The sequence below is a fragment of the Sphingomonas phoenicis genome, from assembly GCF_047238005.1.
Lineage (GTDB): Bacteria > Pseudomonadota > Alphaproteobacteria > Sphingomonadales > Sphingomonadaceae > Sphingomonas.
Map to the genome: position 1 here is coordinate 3,507,680 of NZ_JBDFMC010000002.1, position 13,452 is coordinate 3,521,131.

At 70.0% G+C, this 13,452-nt stretch carries 12 protein-coding genes; 8 read left to right on the forward strand and 4 right to left on the reverse strand.

Annotated features, from left to right (window positions below):
* Positions 1–60: 60 nt before the first annotated feature.
* Positions 61–1,464 carry a sugar porter family MFS transporter gene (locus ABC319_RS17630; RefSeq protein WP_413071748.1) on the forward strand — a complete coding sequence of 468 codons (1,404 nt, stop codon included), beginning with the start codon at positions 61–63 and terminating at the stop codon, positions 1,462–1,464.
* On the forward strand, positions 1,461–2,309 hold the full coding sequence (locus ABC319_RS17635; RefSeq protein ID WP_413071468.1) for an aldose 1-epimerase: 849 nt from the start codon (positions 1,461–1,463) through the stop codon (positions 2,307–2,309). Before ABC319_RS17630 ends, ABC319_RS17635 begins: the two co-directional genes overlap by 4 nt.
* Before the next feature lie 36 nt (positions 2,310–2,345).
* Here the strand turns inward: ABC319_RS17635 and ABC319_RS17640 are convergent, their stop codons facing one another.
* Complete coding sequence (locus tag ABC319_RS17640) at positions 2,346–3,137, reverse strand: class I SAM-dependent methyltransferase (RefSeq protein WP_413071469.1); 792 nt, start codon at positions 3,135–3,137, stop codon at positions 2,346–2,348.
* Between the two features lie 164 nt (positions 3,138–3,301).
* Here ABC319_RS17640 and ABC319_RS17645 point away from each other — a divergent pair, with 164 nt between their 5' ends.
* The 6 genes from ABC319_RS17645 (at position 3,302) to ABC319_RS17670 (ending at position 11,509) form a co-directional block, all read left to right on the forward strand.
* On the forward strand, positions 3,302–3,820 hold the full coding sequence (locus ABC319_RS17645) for a 2Fe-2S iron-sulfur cluster-binding protein (RefSeq protein WP_413071470.1): 519 nt from the start codon (positions 3,302–3,304) through the stop codon (positions 3,818–3,820).
* Positions 3,817–4,800 (forward strand): FAD binding domain-containing protein, encoded by a 984-nt coding sequence (locus ABC319_RS17650; RefSeq protein ID WP_413071471.1) that lies wholly within the window; start codon positions 3,817–3,819, stop codon positions 4,798–4,800. Before ABC319_RS17645 ends, ABC319_RS17650 begins: the two co-directional genes overlap by 4 nt.
* A complete protein-coding gene (locus ABC319_RS17655) occupies positions 4,797–7,142 on the forward strand; it encodes a xanthine dehydrogenase family protein molybdopterin-binding subunit (RefSeq protein ID WP_413071472.1) in 2,346 nt (781 codons plus the stop codon). Before ABC319_RS17650 ends, ABC319_RS17655 begins: the two co-directional genes overlap by 4 nt.
* 101 nt (positions 7,143–7,243) lie before the next feature.
* Complete coding sequence (locus ABC319_RS17660) at positions 7,244–8,413, forward strand: HlyD family secretion protein (protein ID WP_413071473.1); 1,170 nt, start codon at positions 7,244–7,246, stop codon at positions 8,411–8,413.
* 16 nt (positions 8,414–8,429) lie between these two features.
* Positions 8,430–9,986, forward strand: a complete 1,557-nt coding sequence (locus ABC319_RS17665; RefSeq protein WP_413071474.1) for an MDR family MFS transporter — start codon at positions 8,430–8,432, stop codon at positions 9,984–9,986.
* The gene (locus tag ABC319_RS17670; RefSeq protein WP_413071475.1) at positions 9,986–11,509 is read left to right on the forward strand and encodes an efflux transporter outer membrane subunit; all 1,524 of its coding nucleotides are present in this window, start codon (positions 9,986–9,988) and stop codon (positions 11,507–11,509) included. Before ABC319_RS17665 ends, ABC319_RS17670 begins: the two co-directional genes overlap by 1 nt.
* Here the strand turns inward: ABC319_RS17670 and ABC319_RS17675 are convergent.
* From ABC319_RS17675 to ABC319_RS17685, 3 genes are read right to left on the reverse strand one after another with little or no spacing between them, the layout of a single operon-like run.
* On the reverse strand, positions 11,433–12,014 hold the full coding sequence (locus ABC319_RS17675) for a TetR/AcrR family transcriptional regulator (RefSeq protein WP_413071476.1): 582 nt from the start codon (positions 12,012–12,014) through the stop codon (positions 11,433–11,435). The genes ABC319_RS17670 and ABC319_RS17675 overlap by 77 nt on opposite strands.
* A gap of 33 nt (positions 12,015–12,047) precedes the next feature.
* Positions 12,048–13,022 (reverse strand): SDR family oxidoreductase, encoded by a 975-nt coding sequence (locus ABC319_RS17680; protein ID WP_413071477.1) that lies wholly within the window; start codon positions 13,020–13,022, stop codon positions 12,048–12,050.
* Complete coding sequence (locus ABC319_RS17685) at positions 13,019–13,435, reverse strand: cupin domain-containing protein (RefSeq protein ID WP_413071478.1); 417 nt, start codon at positions 13,433–13,435, stop codon at positions 13,019–13,021. The genes ABC319_RS17680 and ABC319_RS17685 overlap by 4 nt, the downstream gene beginning before the upstream one ends.
* Between the last annotated feature and the right edge of the window lie 17 nt (positions 13,436–13,452).

Consider the following 13,452-nt stretch of genomic DNA (forward strand, 5'->3'; position numbering starts at 1 on the left):
CCGACCAGAGGCGCCGGATACCAACAAGGGAAGGATGCGGGCGTGAACGACCAGCGAGAGATCAACGGAGGACAGGTCAACCGGGCGCTGGTCGGCATGGTGGTCGCCGTCGCGACCATCGGCGGCTTCATGTTCGGCTATGACTCCGGCGTCATCAACGGGACGCAGAAGGGGCTGGAGGCGGCGTTCGGGCTGGGCCGGCTGGGCATCGGCGTGAACGTCGGCGCGATCCTGGTCGGATCGTCGATCGGCGCGTTCGGGGCGGGGCGGCTGTCCGACCTGATCGGGCGGCGCAACACGATGATGGTGGCCGCCGTCCTGTTCATCGTATCGGCGCTGCTGGCCGGTGCGGCGGAATCCTCGGCGATCTTCATCGTCGCGCGGATCATCGGCGGGTTCGGGGTGGGTGCGGCGAGCGTGACCTCGCCCGTCTATATCTCGGAAGTGACGCCGGCGAACGTGCGCGGGCGGCTGTCGAGCATCCAGCAGGTCATGATCATCTCCGGCCTGACCGGCGCGTTCGTCGCGAACTTCGCGCTGGCCCGCTATGCCGGCGGATCGACCGCGATGCTGTGGGGCGGCTTTGCGGCATGGCGGTGGATGTTCTGGCTGCAGGCGATCCCGGCGACCCTGTACCTGTTCGCCTTGTTCTTCATTCCCGAGAGCCCGCGATACCTGATGGTGAAGGGGCGCGAGACCGAGGCGCGGGGCGTGCTGGCGCGGCTGTTCGGCGGTGCCGAGGCGGATCGCAAGGTGGGCGAGATCCGCGCGAGCCTGGCGGGCGATCACCACCGCCCGACAATGTCCGACCTGGTCGACAAGCGGACCGGACGGATCCGGCCGATCCTGTGGGTCGGTGTCGGGCTGGCGGTGTTCCAGCAGCTGGTGGGGATCAACGTCGTCTTCTATTACGGTGCGACGCTGTGGGAGGCCGTCGGCTTCACCGAGGATAATTCGCTGCAGATCAACATCCTGTCGGGCGTGCTGTCGATCGGTGCCTGCCTGCTGGCGATCACGTTGATCGACCGGATCGGGCGCAAGCCGTTGCTGCTGATCGGCTCGGCGGGGATGACGGTGACGCTGGGCGTGGTCGCCTGGGCGTTCTCGACCGCGGTGACCGATGCCACGGGGGCCGTGTCGCTGCCGGGTAATTCCGGGGTGATCGCTCTGGTCGCGGCGAACCTGTACGTCGTCTTCTTCAACGGCAGCTGGGGCCCGGTGATGTGGGTGATGCTGGGCGAGATGTTCCCGACCCAGATCCGCGGATCGGCGCTGGCGGTATCGGGCTTCGCGCAGTGGATCGCAAACGCCGCGATCTCGGTCAGCTTCCCGTCGCTGGTCGTCTCGCCCGGACTGGCCGTGACCTATGTCGGCTATGCCACGGCGGCGGCGGTGTCGTACGTGTTCGTGCGCGCGATGGTCAACGAGACGCGCGGGCGCGAGCTGGAGGACATGGTCGGTTGACGCTGGCGCTGGCGGCGGGAGGCTGGTCGGCCGAGCTGCGGCCCGAGGCGGGCGGCGCGATCACCGCGCTGCGCCGACGGGGTGCCGACGTGTTGCGGCCGACGCCGGCGCGGACCGGAGCGGGGGCGGACGATCCGTTCGATCTGGCGAGCTTCGCGCTGGTGCCCTACGCCAACCGGATCGCGGACGGCGCGTTCGCGGCGGGGGGCCGGCAGGTCAGGCTGGCGCCCAATCATCCGCGACAGGTGCATCCGCTGCACGGCGTCGGCTGGCTGGTCCCGTGGCGGGTCGAGGCGGCGGACGCGGCGGGAGCGACGCTGGTCCATGCGCACGGCGGCGGCGCGGCATGGCCATGGGCGTACGACGCGGTGCAGACGGTACGGCTGACCGCGGAAGGGCTGGCCGTGACGCTGACGGTGACCAACCGCGACGCGGCGGCGATGCCCGTCAGCCTGGGGTTCCACCCCTATTTCACGCGCACCGGCGTGCGATCGATCGGGTTCGCGGCGGAGGGCGTGTGGCTGGCGGATGCGGCGATGCTGCCGACCGAACTTGTGCCTGCCGACGCGCTGGGCGACTGGTCGGCGGGAGCCGGGCTAGAACGGGCCGATCTGGTCGACCATTGCTATACCGGCTGGGACGGCACCGTGCGGATCGCGCGGGACGATGGCGATGTGGTCGTGCGGGGTACGGGAACCGGCCTGCTCCACGTCTATGTGCCGCCGGGCGAGGAGTTCTTCTGCGTCGAGCCGGTCACCGCGATGCCCGATGCCGTCAACCGCGGCGCGGCGGCGATGCTGGCGCCGGGCGAGGCGCGGACGATCGGGATGACGATCGGCGGGTGATCCACCGCCGACACGCCGTCCCGTCGTCGGCAGCCGTCAGCGCGGCTTGACGAACTTCAGGGTCATGCGGTCGCTCTCGCCGATGGCGGCGTATTTCGCGCGATCGACATCCTTCAACGCGTAGCTGGGCGGCAGCGTCCACACGCCGTCCGGCCAGTTCGCCGTGTCGCGCGGGTTGGCGTTCACCTCCGACCGGCCGGCGAGCTTGAAGCCGGCGGCGGTGGCGAAGGCGACGACGCTGCTGGTCTTCATGTAACCGCTCTTCTCCTCGGCGGCGGCGTCGCGGTTCTCGGGCAGGCGATGCTCGACGACGCCGAGCGTGCCGCCCGGTTTCAGCATGCGGAACATGCCCGCGAACATGGCGCGGGCGCGATCGGCGCCGCCGAACCGCCAGTTGTGGACGTTGCGGAAGGTGAGGACGACATCGGCGCTGCCGTCCGGCACGCCGGCCTGCCCCGCTTCGGGCGGGAAGGCGGCGAGCCTGACCTTGCCATAGGTGCCCGCGTGCCCCGACTGGAGATTGCGGACGCCGTTCAGGCCCTTCTCCCACGGACCTGCCGCGTAATAGGTGCCGCCACGGGCGGTGAGCGGCGCGAGGATCTCGGTATACCAGCCGCCGCCCGGCCAGATCTCGACCACGGTGTCGGTCGGCTTGACCCCGAAGAAGGCGAGCGTTTCGGCCGGATGGCGATAGCGATCGCGCGCCACGTTGGTGGCGGTGCGGGTAGGGGCGGCGACCGCCGCGGCGATCGCGGCGGGGATGCGCGGCGCGCTGGCCGCGATCATCGCGGGGGCGGCAAGCAGGAGCAGGAGGGCGTGGCGTGTCATCGTCGACCTTTCGGGGGCGGGTGCGAAGCGGCGATCGTGCGGGTTCCGCCGGCGATGCGCAACCCCGTGGCGGGCGCTTCCCACCGGTCGTCGCGGATGCGACCACCGCGCGCTTGACCGCACGCGCGGGCGGGTGAAGGCTGTGGCAAATCAAGGAGAACGCCATGCCGATGACCGTCAACGGTGCCGTCGTGCCGCTGCCCGACGATCCCCGTGTCTCGTTGCTCGACCTGCTGCGCGAGCGGCTGCAGCTGAGCGGAACCAAGAAGGGCTGTAACCAGGGGGCGTGCGGCGCCTGCACGGTGCTGGTCGATGGCGAGCGGATCGTGTCGTGCCTGGCGCTGGCCGTCCAGTATGACGGGCGGGCGATCATGACGATCGAGGGGCTGGCGGAGGGTGGCACGCTCCACCCGCTGCAGCAGGCGTTCATCGACCATGACGGGTTCCAGTGCGGCTATTGCACGCCCGGGCAGATCTGCTCGGCGATCGGCATGGCGCGGGAGGCGGCACGCGGGGTTCCCAGCCATGTCACCGCCGACCTGACGGCGGAACGGACGACGCTGACCCGCGAGGAATTGCAGGAGCGGATGAGCGGCAATCTGTGCCGGTGCGGCGCGCATAACGGGATCATCGACGCGATCGGCGGCACGCTGCCCCGGCTGGCGGCGGAGATCGGGGCATGACGCCGTTCAGCTATACGCGCGCGGGCGACGTGGCGGAGGCGCTGAGATCGGGGGCGGAGGGTGCGGCCTATCTGGGTGGCGGCACGAACCTGGTCGACCTGATGCGCGAGACGGTGGCGCGTCCGGCCGCGCTGGTCGACGTGACCGGGTTGTCGGTGGCGATCGAGGAGACTGAGGGCGGCGGGCTGATGATCGGCGCAGGCGTGCGGAACACGGCACTGGCGGAGCACCGGGCGGTGCGCGCCCGTTATCCGATGCTGTCGCGCGCGATCCTGGCGGGTGCGTCGGCGCAGATCCGCAACATGGCGACGGTGGGCGGCAACCTGCTCCAGCGGACGCGATGCACCTATTTCTACGATACGGAAGGGTCGCGCTGCAACAAGCGGGCGCCCGGATCGGGATGCGACGCGGTCGAGGGGTTCAATCGCATCCACGCCATCCTGGGCGCATCGACGGCATGCGTGGCGACCCATCCGTCCGACATGTGCGTCGCGTTGGCGGCGCTGGATGCGACCGTGCATCTGCAGGGCAGCGGCGGATCGCGGACGCTGCCGTTCGGCGAACTGCACCGGCTGCCGGGAGAGCATCCGGCGATCGACACGGTGCTGGAGCCGGGCGAGCTGATCACGGCGATCGAGCTGCCGGCGCTGCCCGTCGCGGCGCAGTCAAGCTATCGCAAGGTACGCGACCGGGCATCGTACGCGTTCGCGCTGGTTTCGGTGGCGGCGGCCCTGTCGGTGGAGGACGGCCGCGTGGCCGATGTGCGGATCGCGCTGGGCGGGGTGGCGCACAAGCCGTGGCGGGCGGCGGACGCGGAGGCGGCGCTGCGCGGCGGGCCGGCGACCGCGGCGGCGTTCCACGCGGCGGCGGAGGCGGAGCTGGCCGATGCGGTCGCGCTGCGGGACAACGGGTTCAAGATCGAGCTGGCCAAGCGGGCGATCGTCGCCGTGCTGGGCGAGCTGGCGGGAGATGCGGCATGAATATCGTCGACGATGCCAAGCTGGCGGCACAGACCGCGGCACAGGCGGCGATGGCGAAGCTGGTGCCGCTGGCCCCCGACAGCTGGATCCCGGGCGGGACGCCCGATCCGCTGATCCGGCACAAGCACGGGTTGATCGGCACGTCGGTATCGCGGCTGGACGGGCCGCTGAAGGTGAAGGGCGAGGCGCGGTTCGCGGCCGAGGTGGCGCTGGACGGCATGGCCTATGCCGCGCTGTCCTATGCCACGATCGCGCGGGGACGGATCACGGCGATCGATACGTCCGCAGCCGAGGCCGCACCCGGCGTGGTCCTGGTGATGACGCACCTGAACGCCCCGCGCATGAAGCCGCCCGCGGTATTCGGATCGGCGCCGATGGCGGCGGGGCCGAGCGACCTGCCGATCATGCAGGACGACCGCATCCACTGGAACGGCCAGCCGGTCGCGCTGGTGCTGGCCGGGACGCAGGAGCAGGCGGATCATGCCGCCTCGCTGATCCGCACCAGCTATGCCGCCGAACCGTCTACCACCTCGTTCGCGAAGGCGCGGGCGGCTGGGGTGGAGCAGGGCAACTTCATGGGCCAGAAGCTGGCCGACACGATCGGCGATGCCGACGCCGCGTTGGCCGCGGCGCCGCACCGGGTGGACCAGCTGTACCGGACGCCGCGCCACAACCACAACGCAATCGAGCCGCATGCCGCGACGATCCTGTGGCAGGACGGCGAACTGGTGATCCACGATGCCAGCCAGATGGTGACCGCGGAGGCAGCGACCGTCGCGGGCGTGTTCGACCTGACGCCCGAGCAGGTCCGCGTCACCTCTCCCTTCGTCGGGGGCGGGTTCGGGGCGAAGGGATTGTGGGATCACCAGATCCTGGGCGCGGCGGCGGCGAAGATGGCCGGCCGGCCGGTGCGGATCGTGCTGTCGCGCGAGGGCGTCTACCGCGTCGTCGGCGGACGGACGCTGACCGAGCAGCGGGTGGCGATCGGCGCGCAGCCGGATGGCGGCTTCGACGCGCTGATCCATACCGGCACCGTCGCGATGACGCCGCACAACAACATGCCCGAGCCCTTCATCCTGGGCACGCGTGCCGGTTATGCGGCGGGCGCGATCAAGCTGCAGGTGGAGGTGGCGACGATGAACATGCTCGCCAACACCTTCATGCGCGCGCCGGGCGAGGCGGTGGGTACCTTCGCGCTGGAATCAGCGATCGACGAAATGGCGGTTGAGCTGGGAATGGATCCGATCGAGCTGCGGATCCGCAACGAGCCGGACAAGGACCCGATTTCGGGACTGCCCTTCTCGTCGCGGAACATCGTCGAGGCATGGCGCGCGGGGGCGGCACGGTTCGGCTGGGACCGGCGGCAGGCGGTGCCGGGCAGCCGGCGCGAGGGAGAGTGGCTGATCGGCATGGGCTGCGCCACCTCCACCTATCCCTATTACCGGATGCCGGGCGCAGCGGCGCGCATCACGCTGACCCGTGACGGCGGTGCGGGCGTGACCGCGCTGGTCGAGGTGGCGGCGCACGAGATGGGCATGGGCACGACGACGACGACAGCGATCGTCGCGGCGGAGCGGTTGGGCCTGCCGATGGAGCGGGTCGAGATCGGGTACGGCGATTCGATCATTCCGGGCGCGGTGATGGCCGGCGGGTCGCAGCAAACCGCGGCGATCGGCGCGGCGGTGATCGCCGCGCACCGGGCGCTGGTGACCGAGCTGCTGAAGCTGGCGGGAAACGACTCGGCGCTGGCGGGCCTGTCGGCGGACGAGGTGGGCAGCGAGGACGGCGCGCTCGTCAAGCTGGACGAGCCGGGGCGCCGCGAAACCTATGCCTCGATCCTGGACCGGGCACGGCGTACGGTGGTCGTCGCGGCCGAACAGGCGTCACCCCCGCTGGAGACGATGCACTGGTCGATGCATTCGCACGGGGCGATGTTCTGCGAGGTACGCGTCAATGCGATCACCGGCGAACCGCGGGTCACGCGGTTCCTGGGTTCGTTCGACACCGGCCGCATCCTGAACGCCAAGACGGCGCGCAGCCAGTTCCGTGGCGGCATCATCATGGGGCTGGGCATGGCGCTGATGGAGGAGACGCAGTTCGACGAACGGAACGGCCGGATCATGAATCCGAGTCTCGCCGAGTACCACATACCGGTTCATCTGGACGTGCCCGAGATCGACGTAATGTGGACCGACATCGCCGATCCGCACACGCCGATGGGCGCGCACGGCATCGGCGAGATCGGCATCACCGGCGTCGGCGCGGCGGTGGCGAACGCGGTGTACAATGCGACCGGCAAGCGGGTGCGCGACCTGCCGATCACGCTCGACAAGCTGCTGTAACGGGAACGGGACCGGTTTTCACCAAAGTGGACATTGTGTCCGCTTAACGACCGGCCTATTGGCGGTGGCTGTCCGTTCCCGCAGCCACAGGGCCGAAGCCGATGAGTGACGAGCGTCCCGCGCCAGCCGACGACGTACCCGACCAGGCGCCGGAGAAGCCCGCCCGCCGGCAGCTGAGCGGGCGGGCCAGGCTGATCCTGCTGGTGGTGGCGGCGATCGCGCTGACGGTCGGCGTGGTATGGTTCGTTCGGTACCAGAGCCATGGCAGGTATCTGGAAGAGACCAACGACGCGCGGGTCGAGGCGGACATGGTCACCGTGTCGCCGCGGGTCGCCGGTTATGTCTCCGCGGTGCTGGTTGGCGAGAACGAGGATGTGCGGGCGGGGCAGCCGCTGGTTCGCATCGACCCGCGCGATGCGCGCGCGCAGGCGGCGCAGGCGGACGCGCAGATCGCGGTGGCCGCGGCGCAGGCCGATGCGGCACGGGCGCAGATCCGCGAGCAATATGCCGCCATCGACCAGACGCGCGCGCAACTGGCTGCGGCCCGGGCCAAGGCGGCGTACGATGCCGGCGAGGTCGCGCGTTATCGCCCGCTCGCCGCCTCGGGCGCGGAGACCAGGGCTACGTTGGCGCAACTGGAGGCGACGGCGCGGCAGTCGGCCGACAATGTCCGGGCGCAGGCGGCGGCGGTGACGATGCAGGAGCGGCGCGTCGCCTCGTATCGCAGCCAGGTGCGGCAGGGCGAGGCACAGGGGCAGGCGGCTCGGGCACAGCTGTCCGCCGCCAATGTCGATGTCGGCGCCACCGGGCTGACGGCGCCGATCGCCGGGAGGATCGGCGACAAGACGGTGACGGTGGGCCAGTATGTGCAGGCGGGTACGCGGCTGATGTCGATCGTGCCGCTCGACCGGCTCTACATCACCGCGAATTTCAAGGAGACGCAGCTGGCGCTGATGCGGCCGGGGCAGCCGGTGTCGATCGAGGTCGACGCGCTGGACGGCGTGACGCTGACTGGCCGGGTCGAGAGCCTGGCACCGGGAACCGGCGCGCAGTTCTCGCTGTTGCCGCCGCAGAACGCGACGGGCAATTTCACCAAGATCACCCAGCGGGTGCCGGTGCGAATCTCGATCGAGGCGACACCGGCGGCGCGGCGCCTGCTGGTGCCGGGCCTGTCGGTGACGGTGACGGTCGACACCATCGGGGCCCGTGACGAGATCGCGCGGATCAGGGAACAGCAGGAACAGGCCGACCGGCGCGGGAAAGCGCGCTGAAATGGCGAGTGCGGCGATGAACCGAGCGACTGCCGCCAGAGGCGGTGCGCCGGAGCGGGCGGATCTCGGCGCGTGGCTGGCGGTGGCGGCGGGGACGCTGGGCGCATTGATGGCGACGCTGGACATCTCGATCGTCAATTCATCGCTGCCAACCATTCAGGGAGAGATCGGCGCCAGCGGGACCGAGGGTACGTGGATCGCCACCGCCTACCTGGTCGCCGAGATCGTCATCATCCCGATGTCGGCCTGGCTGCAACGGATGCTGGGGCTGCGCACCTTCCTGCTGATCGCGGCCGGGCTGTTCACCGCCTTTTCCGTGCTGTGCGGGGTATCGACCAACCTGATGATGATGATCGTCGGGCGGGTCGGGCAGGGGTTCACCGGCGGCGCGATGATCCCGACCGCGCAGACGATCATCGCGCAGCGCCTGCCGCCGCAGCAGCAGCCGATCGGGATCGCCGCATTCGGCGTCACGGCCATTCTGGGCCCGGTGCTGGGGCCGCTGATCGGCGGCTGGCTGACCGAGAATATCAGCTGGCACTATGCCTTCTTCATCAACGTGCCGATCAGTGCGGTGCTGATCACGCTGCTGCTGGTCGGCCTGCCGCACGAGAAGGCGAAGCTGCACCTGTTCGGCGAGGCGGACTGGTTCGGCATCGCCGGACTGGTGCTGGGGCTGGGCGGGCTGACCGTGTTTCTGGAGGATGGCCAGCGCGAGCAGTGGTTCGATTCCGAGCTGATCCGGCTGATGTTCCTGACCAGCACGATCGGGTTCGGCCTGCTGTTCTGGGGACAGGCGACGGCCAGGCGGCCGATCATCAAGCTGAAGCTGCTGCTGGCCCGGCAGTTCGGCTCGGTCGCGCTGATGGGCGTCGTGCTCGGCATCGTGCTGTACGGCACCAGCTATGCGATCCCGCAGTTTCTGGCGGCACTGGCCGACTATAATTCGTTGCAGGCGGGCAAGGTCGTGCTGCTGTCCGGCATCCCCAGCCTGTTCATGATGGCGATCGTGCCCGTCCTGTTGAAAACGCTGGATATCCGGATCGCGGTGGCGGCGGGGCTGCTGATCATGGGGGTGTCGGCGCTGCTCGACGCGAACCTGACGGCGGCGTCGACCGGCAGCGATTTCACCGTGTCGCAGCTGTTGCGCGGGGTCGGCCAGATCCTCGGCATGCTGTTCCTGAGCCAGGCGGTGGTGCGATCGGTGCCGCGCGAGGATGCGGGCGACGCGTCGGGCCTGTTCAACGCATTCCGCAATCTTGGCGGCAGCTTCGCGCTGGCCGGCATCTCGATCCTGCAGGACAAGCGAATGTGGCTCCATTCGCGCCGGCTGGAGGAGAGCCTGAACGCGAACAGCCCGGCCGTGCAGGATTATGTCGGTGCGATTGGCCGCACGGTCGCCGACCGGGCCGCGGGCCTGCGGCTGGTGTCGCAGCAGATCCAGGCACAGGCGCTGACGATGACGTACAACGATATCTTCTGGATCATGGGCGTGGGCACGCTGGCGGTATTGCCGCTGGTGTTGTTCCTGAAGCCGCTGCCGAAGACGGCTGGACCGGCGATGGTGCATTGATGAAGAAAGCGATCCTGCTGCTCGCCGCGACGCTGCCGGGCGCCTGTACGGTCGGCCCCGATTATCACGGGCCACCGGCCGTCGCGTCCGATATGCCCGGCTTCGTTCGCGCTCCCCGGGAAGTGTCGACGGCGGCGCCGGCGCTGGCCCGCTGGTGGGAAGCGCTGGGCGATGCGACGTTGACCCGGCTGGTCGACGATGCGCTGGCGCATAGCCCGACGATCGATCAGGCGACCGCCCGCATCCGCGAGGCGCAGGCGCAGTTGCGCCAGCAACGGACCGGCCAGCTGCCGAGCGTCAGCGCCAACGCCACCTATCTCCATGCCGATCTGCCGGGTGTGGCGCTGGGTAGCGCGCAGGGCGGCGAGGGTGGCGGACAGGCGGCCGGGTCGTCGTCGGGCACGGCGTTGAACTTCTACAATCTGGGGCTGAACGCGTCGTGGGAGCTGGACCTGTTCGGCGGCGGCCGGCGCAGTACCCAGCAACGGCGCGCGACCGCGGCGGCGCGGGCAGCGGACCTCGCCGACGTTCAGGTCTCGCTGTCCGCACAGGTCGCACAGGCCTATGTCGGTCTGCGCGACGTGCAGGAACGGATCCGGCTGAACGCCGCATCGACGCGGTTGCAGGAACAGCAGATTGCTTTGTCACGCCAGCGGCTGGCGCGCGGGACGGCGTCGCAGCTGGACCTCGAGCGACTGCAGGGACAGCTGGAGGATACGCAGGCGCAGGCGATCCCGTTGGGCGCGCAGGCGGACGAGTATCTGAATCAGCTGGCGGTGCTGACCGGCCGTGCGCCCGGTGCGCTGGACGCGACGCTGGGTGGGGTGGTCGCGGTTCCGCTGCCACCGGCATCGGTGGCGATCGGCGATCCCGCCGCGCTGATCGCGCGCCGGCCGGACATCCGCTCGGCCGAGCGGCAGCTGGAGGCCAGCACGGCCGGGATCGGGGTCAGCAAGGCCAAGGAGCTGCCCGGCATCCGGTTCCTGGGATTGCTGGGGCTCGGAGGAACGTCGCCGGGCGACGTGTTCGACCTCGATAACCTGACGGCACTGGCGGCGCCGTCGCTGTCATGGTCGTTCCTGGACTTCGGACGCAACCGCGCGGCGACGGCCGCATCGGAGGCGCAGCGCGACCAGGCGGCGGCGACGTATCGCCAGACCGTGCTGGAAGCGTTGCAGGATGCCGAGAACGCGCTGTCCCGCTTCGGCAATACGCGCGCGCAGCTGGGACAGCTGGTCCGTGCGCAGGCCACGGCGGCGCGGGCGTCGTCACTGAACCGGCAACGGGTGGCGGCGGGGACCAGCACGCTGATCGACCAGCTCGACATCGAGCGGCGGCAGCTGTCGACCGCGATCGCGGTGACGCAGGCCAAGGCGCAACTGAGCGGCAGCTACATCGCGGTGAACAAGGCGCTGGGGCTGGGCTGGACCGCCGATGCCCCCGGCCTCAGCGCGGGCGAAGACCCTCGAACAGCAGCGACATCGCCGCGGCAAGCTGATCGGTCACCTCGTCCTCGTCCATGAACGGCAGCAGCAGCCCGCCGGCCATGCGCATTGCCATCACGACATCGCGCGGCGTGATCCGGTCGTCGATCTCGCCGCGCGCCTGGGCCTGACCGACTGCCGGGGCGACGACGCGCTCCAGCCGTTCCCCGATCGCGCGGAAGGCGGTGAGATTGCTGTCGCCGTGGTGGAGTTCAGCGGCGATGCGGGCGAACAGCGACACGGCAGGTGCGCCCATCCGCACCATCGCCGCGATCGTGCCGGCGATCGATGCGGTCGGATCCAGCGCTGCCTCCAGCCGGTCGACCTCGCGGGAGAAGATGGCGAGCGCCAGCGCCTCCCGGTCCGGGAAATTGCGGTACAAGGTTCCGCGACCGACACCCGCGCGTTCGGCAACGACCTCGAGCGGAACGCCGTAACCGTCGCTGGCGAAGCAGGCTGCGGCCGCGACGATCAGCGCCTCCCGGCGCTCCTGCGCGTCGCGGCGAGGCGCACGCCTGCCTTTCGGGTCCGGAACACCAGTCATCGCCGCCGATGATAGCGTCGCGTGACCATCAGGTCACCGGCGACGACTCCACAGCCAGGCGCCCGCGGCCGCGGCGATGCCCGCGGCGGTCGCGGCACCGGCCGCGGCCGCGGCCTTGCGACGGCGCTCCGGATGGCGGCGACCGCCATCGGGGCCGGCGGCACCGGCGGGCGGGTCGAACAGGCTGCCGCTGACATCGTCCGTCGGCTGCGCCCGGTCGGACCAGACGTCCATGAAGCCGTTCATGATCGCCGCGCCGAGGTTGGGCGCTGCGAACTGGCCGAGCTTCAACGCGAGGGCGGGCGCGCCGACGACGGTCGTGTTGCGCGGGCGGCGGGCGAGCCGCACCACCGCCTTCGCGACGGTTTCCGGCGCCAGCGATCCCGGCGGCAGCGACAGGCGCGCACCGGTATAGTTGCCGGCATGGTCGATGCCGGGCGTGTCGACGAAGGTAGGATAAACATCGCAGATGTGGATGTGCGGGTTCTTCGATACCTCGCCCCGCAGCGCCTCGCTGAAGCCGCGCAGCCCGAACTTGCTGGCAGCATAGGCGGCTGCATAGGGCGTGGCGATGAAGCCGCCGACCGAGATCATGTTGACCCAGGTGCCGCGATCCTGCGCCAGGAAGATCGGCAGTACGGCATGGGCGTCGTTCATGTGACCGAGCAGGTTCGCCGCCACGACGCGGGCATGGTCGGCGATCGGCACGTCGTGATACATGCCGACCACGCCGACCCCGACGCAGCTGAACCAGAGATCGATGCCGCCAAGATGCGTCCGGGCCTTCTCAGCGAGGGCGGCGCCCGCAGCGGCGTCCGTCACGTCGACGACGTGGACCTCCGCCGTTCCCCCCACTGCGCGACAACGCCGGGCGATGTCGTCGAGACCCATTTGGCCACGCGCGGCCAGCACCAGCCGGGCACCCTTCGCGGCGAAGGCGAGGGCAGTGGCGGCGCCGATGCCGCTCGATGCGCCGGTGATGACGACGCGGTGGCCGGACAGCTTCATCGTCCGATCGCCTCCTTCACCGCGTCGGCCGCCTTGGCGAGCAGGCCCTTTTCCGCTTCCTCCGCTTCCGCCTTGGTGCGGAAGGCGGCGCCCTCCGGCTCGGCGGGGGGAGCGTAGACCGAGAAAAGCTTCAGCGTGCCCGCGCCCTTGTTGACGATATTGTGCTTCGACCCCTTGGGTACGACGATCATGTGGTTGGGCGTCGCCTTCGTGGAGTGGCTGTCGATCACGACCTGCGCCTCGCCCTCGACGAAGAAGGTGGTCTGGTCGGCCGGGTGGGTCTCCATCCCGATCTCCTCGCCCGCCGGTATGCTCATCAGCACGATCTGGACCTTGGCGTCGCGATAGACCTCTTTCCGCCAAAGGTCGTTCTTGCCGGCCAGTTCGATCATATCCTTGTTGAAGATCGCCATTTCCGTGCTCCTGTCAT

Bases quoted from the DNA above. Each gene is read 5' to 3' on its own strand.
- ABC319_RS17675 (WP_413071476.1), bottom strand. From the start codon at position 12,014: ATGACTGGTGTTCCGGACCCGAAAGGCAGGCGTGCGCCTCGCCGCGAC.
- ABC319_RS17670 (WP_413071475.1), top strand. From the start codon at position 9,986: ATGAAGAAAGCGATCCTGCTGCTCGCCGCGACGCTGCCGGGCGCCTGT.
- ABC319_RS17640 (WP_413071469.1), bottom strand. From the start codon at position 3,137: ATGACACGCCACGCCCTCCTGCTCCTGCTTGCCGCCCCCGCGATGATC.
- ABC319_RS17665 (WP_413071474.1), top strand. From the start codon at position 8,430: ATGAACCGAGCGACTGCCGCCAGAGGCGGTGCGCCGGAGCGGGCGGAT.
- ABC319_RS17645 (WP_413071470.1), top strand. From the start codon at position 3,302: ATGCCGATGACCGTCAACGGTGCCGTCGTGCCGCTGCCCGACGATCCC.
- ABC319_RS17685 (WP_413071478.1), bottom strand. From the start codon at position 13,435: ATGGCGATCTTCAACAAGGATATGATCGAACTGGCCGGCAAGAACGAC.
- ABC319_RS17655 (WP_413071472.1), top strand. From the start codon at position 4,797: ATGAATATCGTCGACGATGCCAAGCTGGCGGCACAGACCGCGGCACAG.
- ABC319_RS17660 (WP_413071473.1), top strand. From the start codon at position 7,244: ATGAGTGACGAGCGTCCCGCGCCAGCCGACGACGTACCCGACCAGGCG.
- ABC319_RS17680 (WP_413071477.1), bottom strand. From the start codon at position 13,022: ATGAAGCTGTCCGGCCACCGCGTCGTCATCACCGGCGCATCGAGCGGC.
- ABC319_RS17650 (WP_413071471.1), top strand. From the start codon at position 3,817: ATGACGCCGTTCAGCTATACGCGCGCGGGCGACGTGGCGGAGGCGCTG.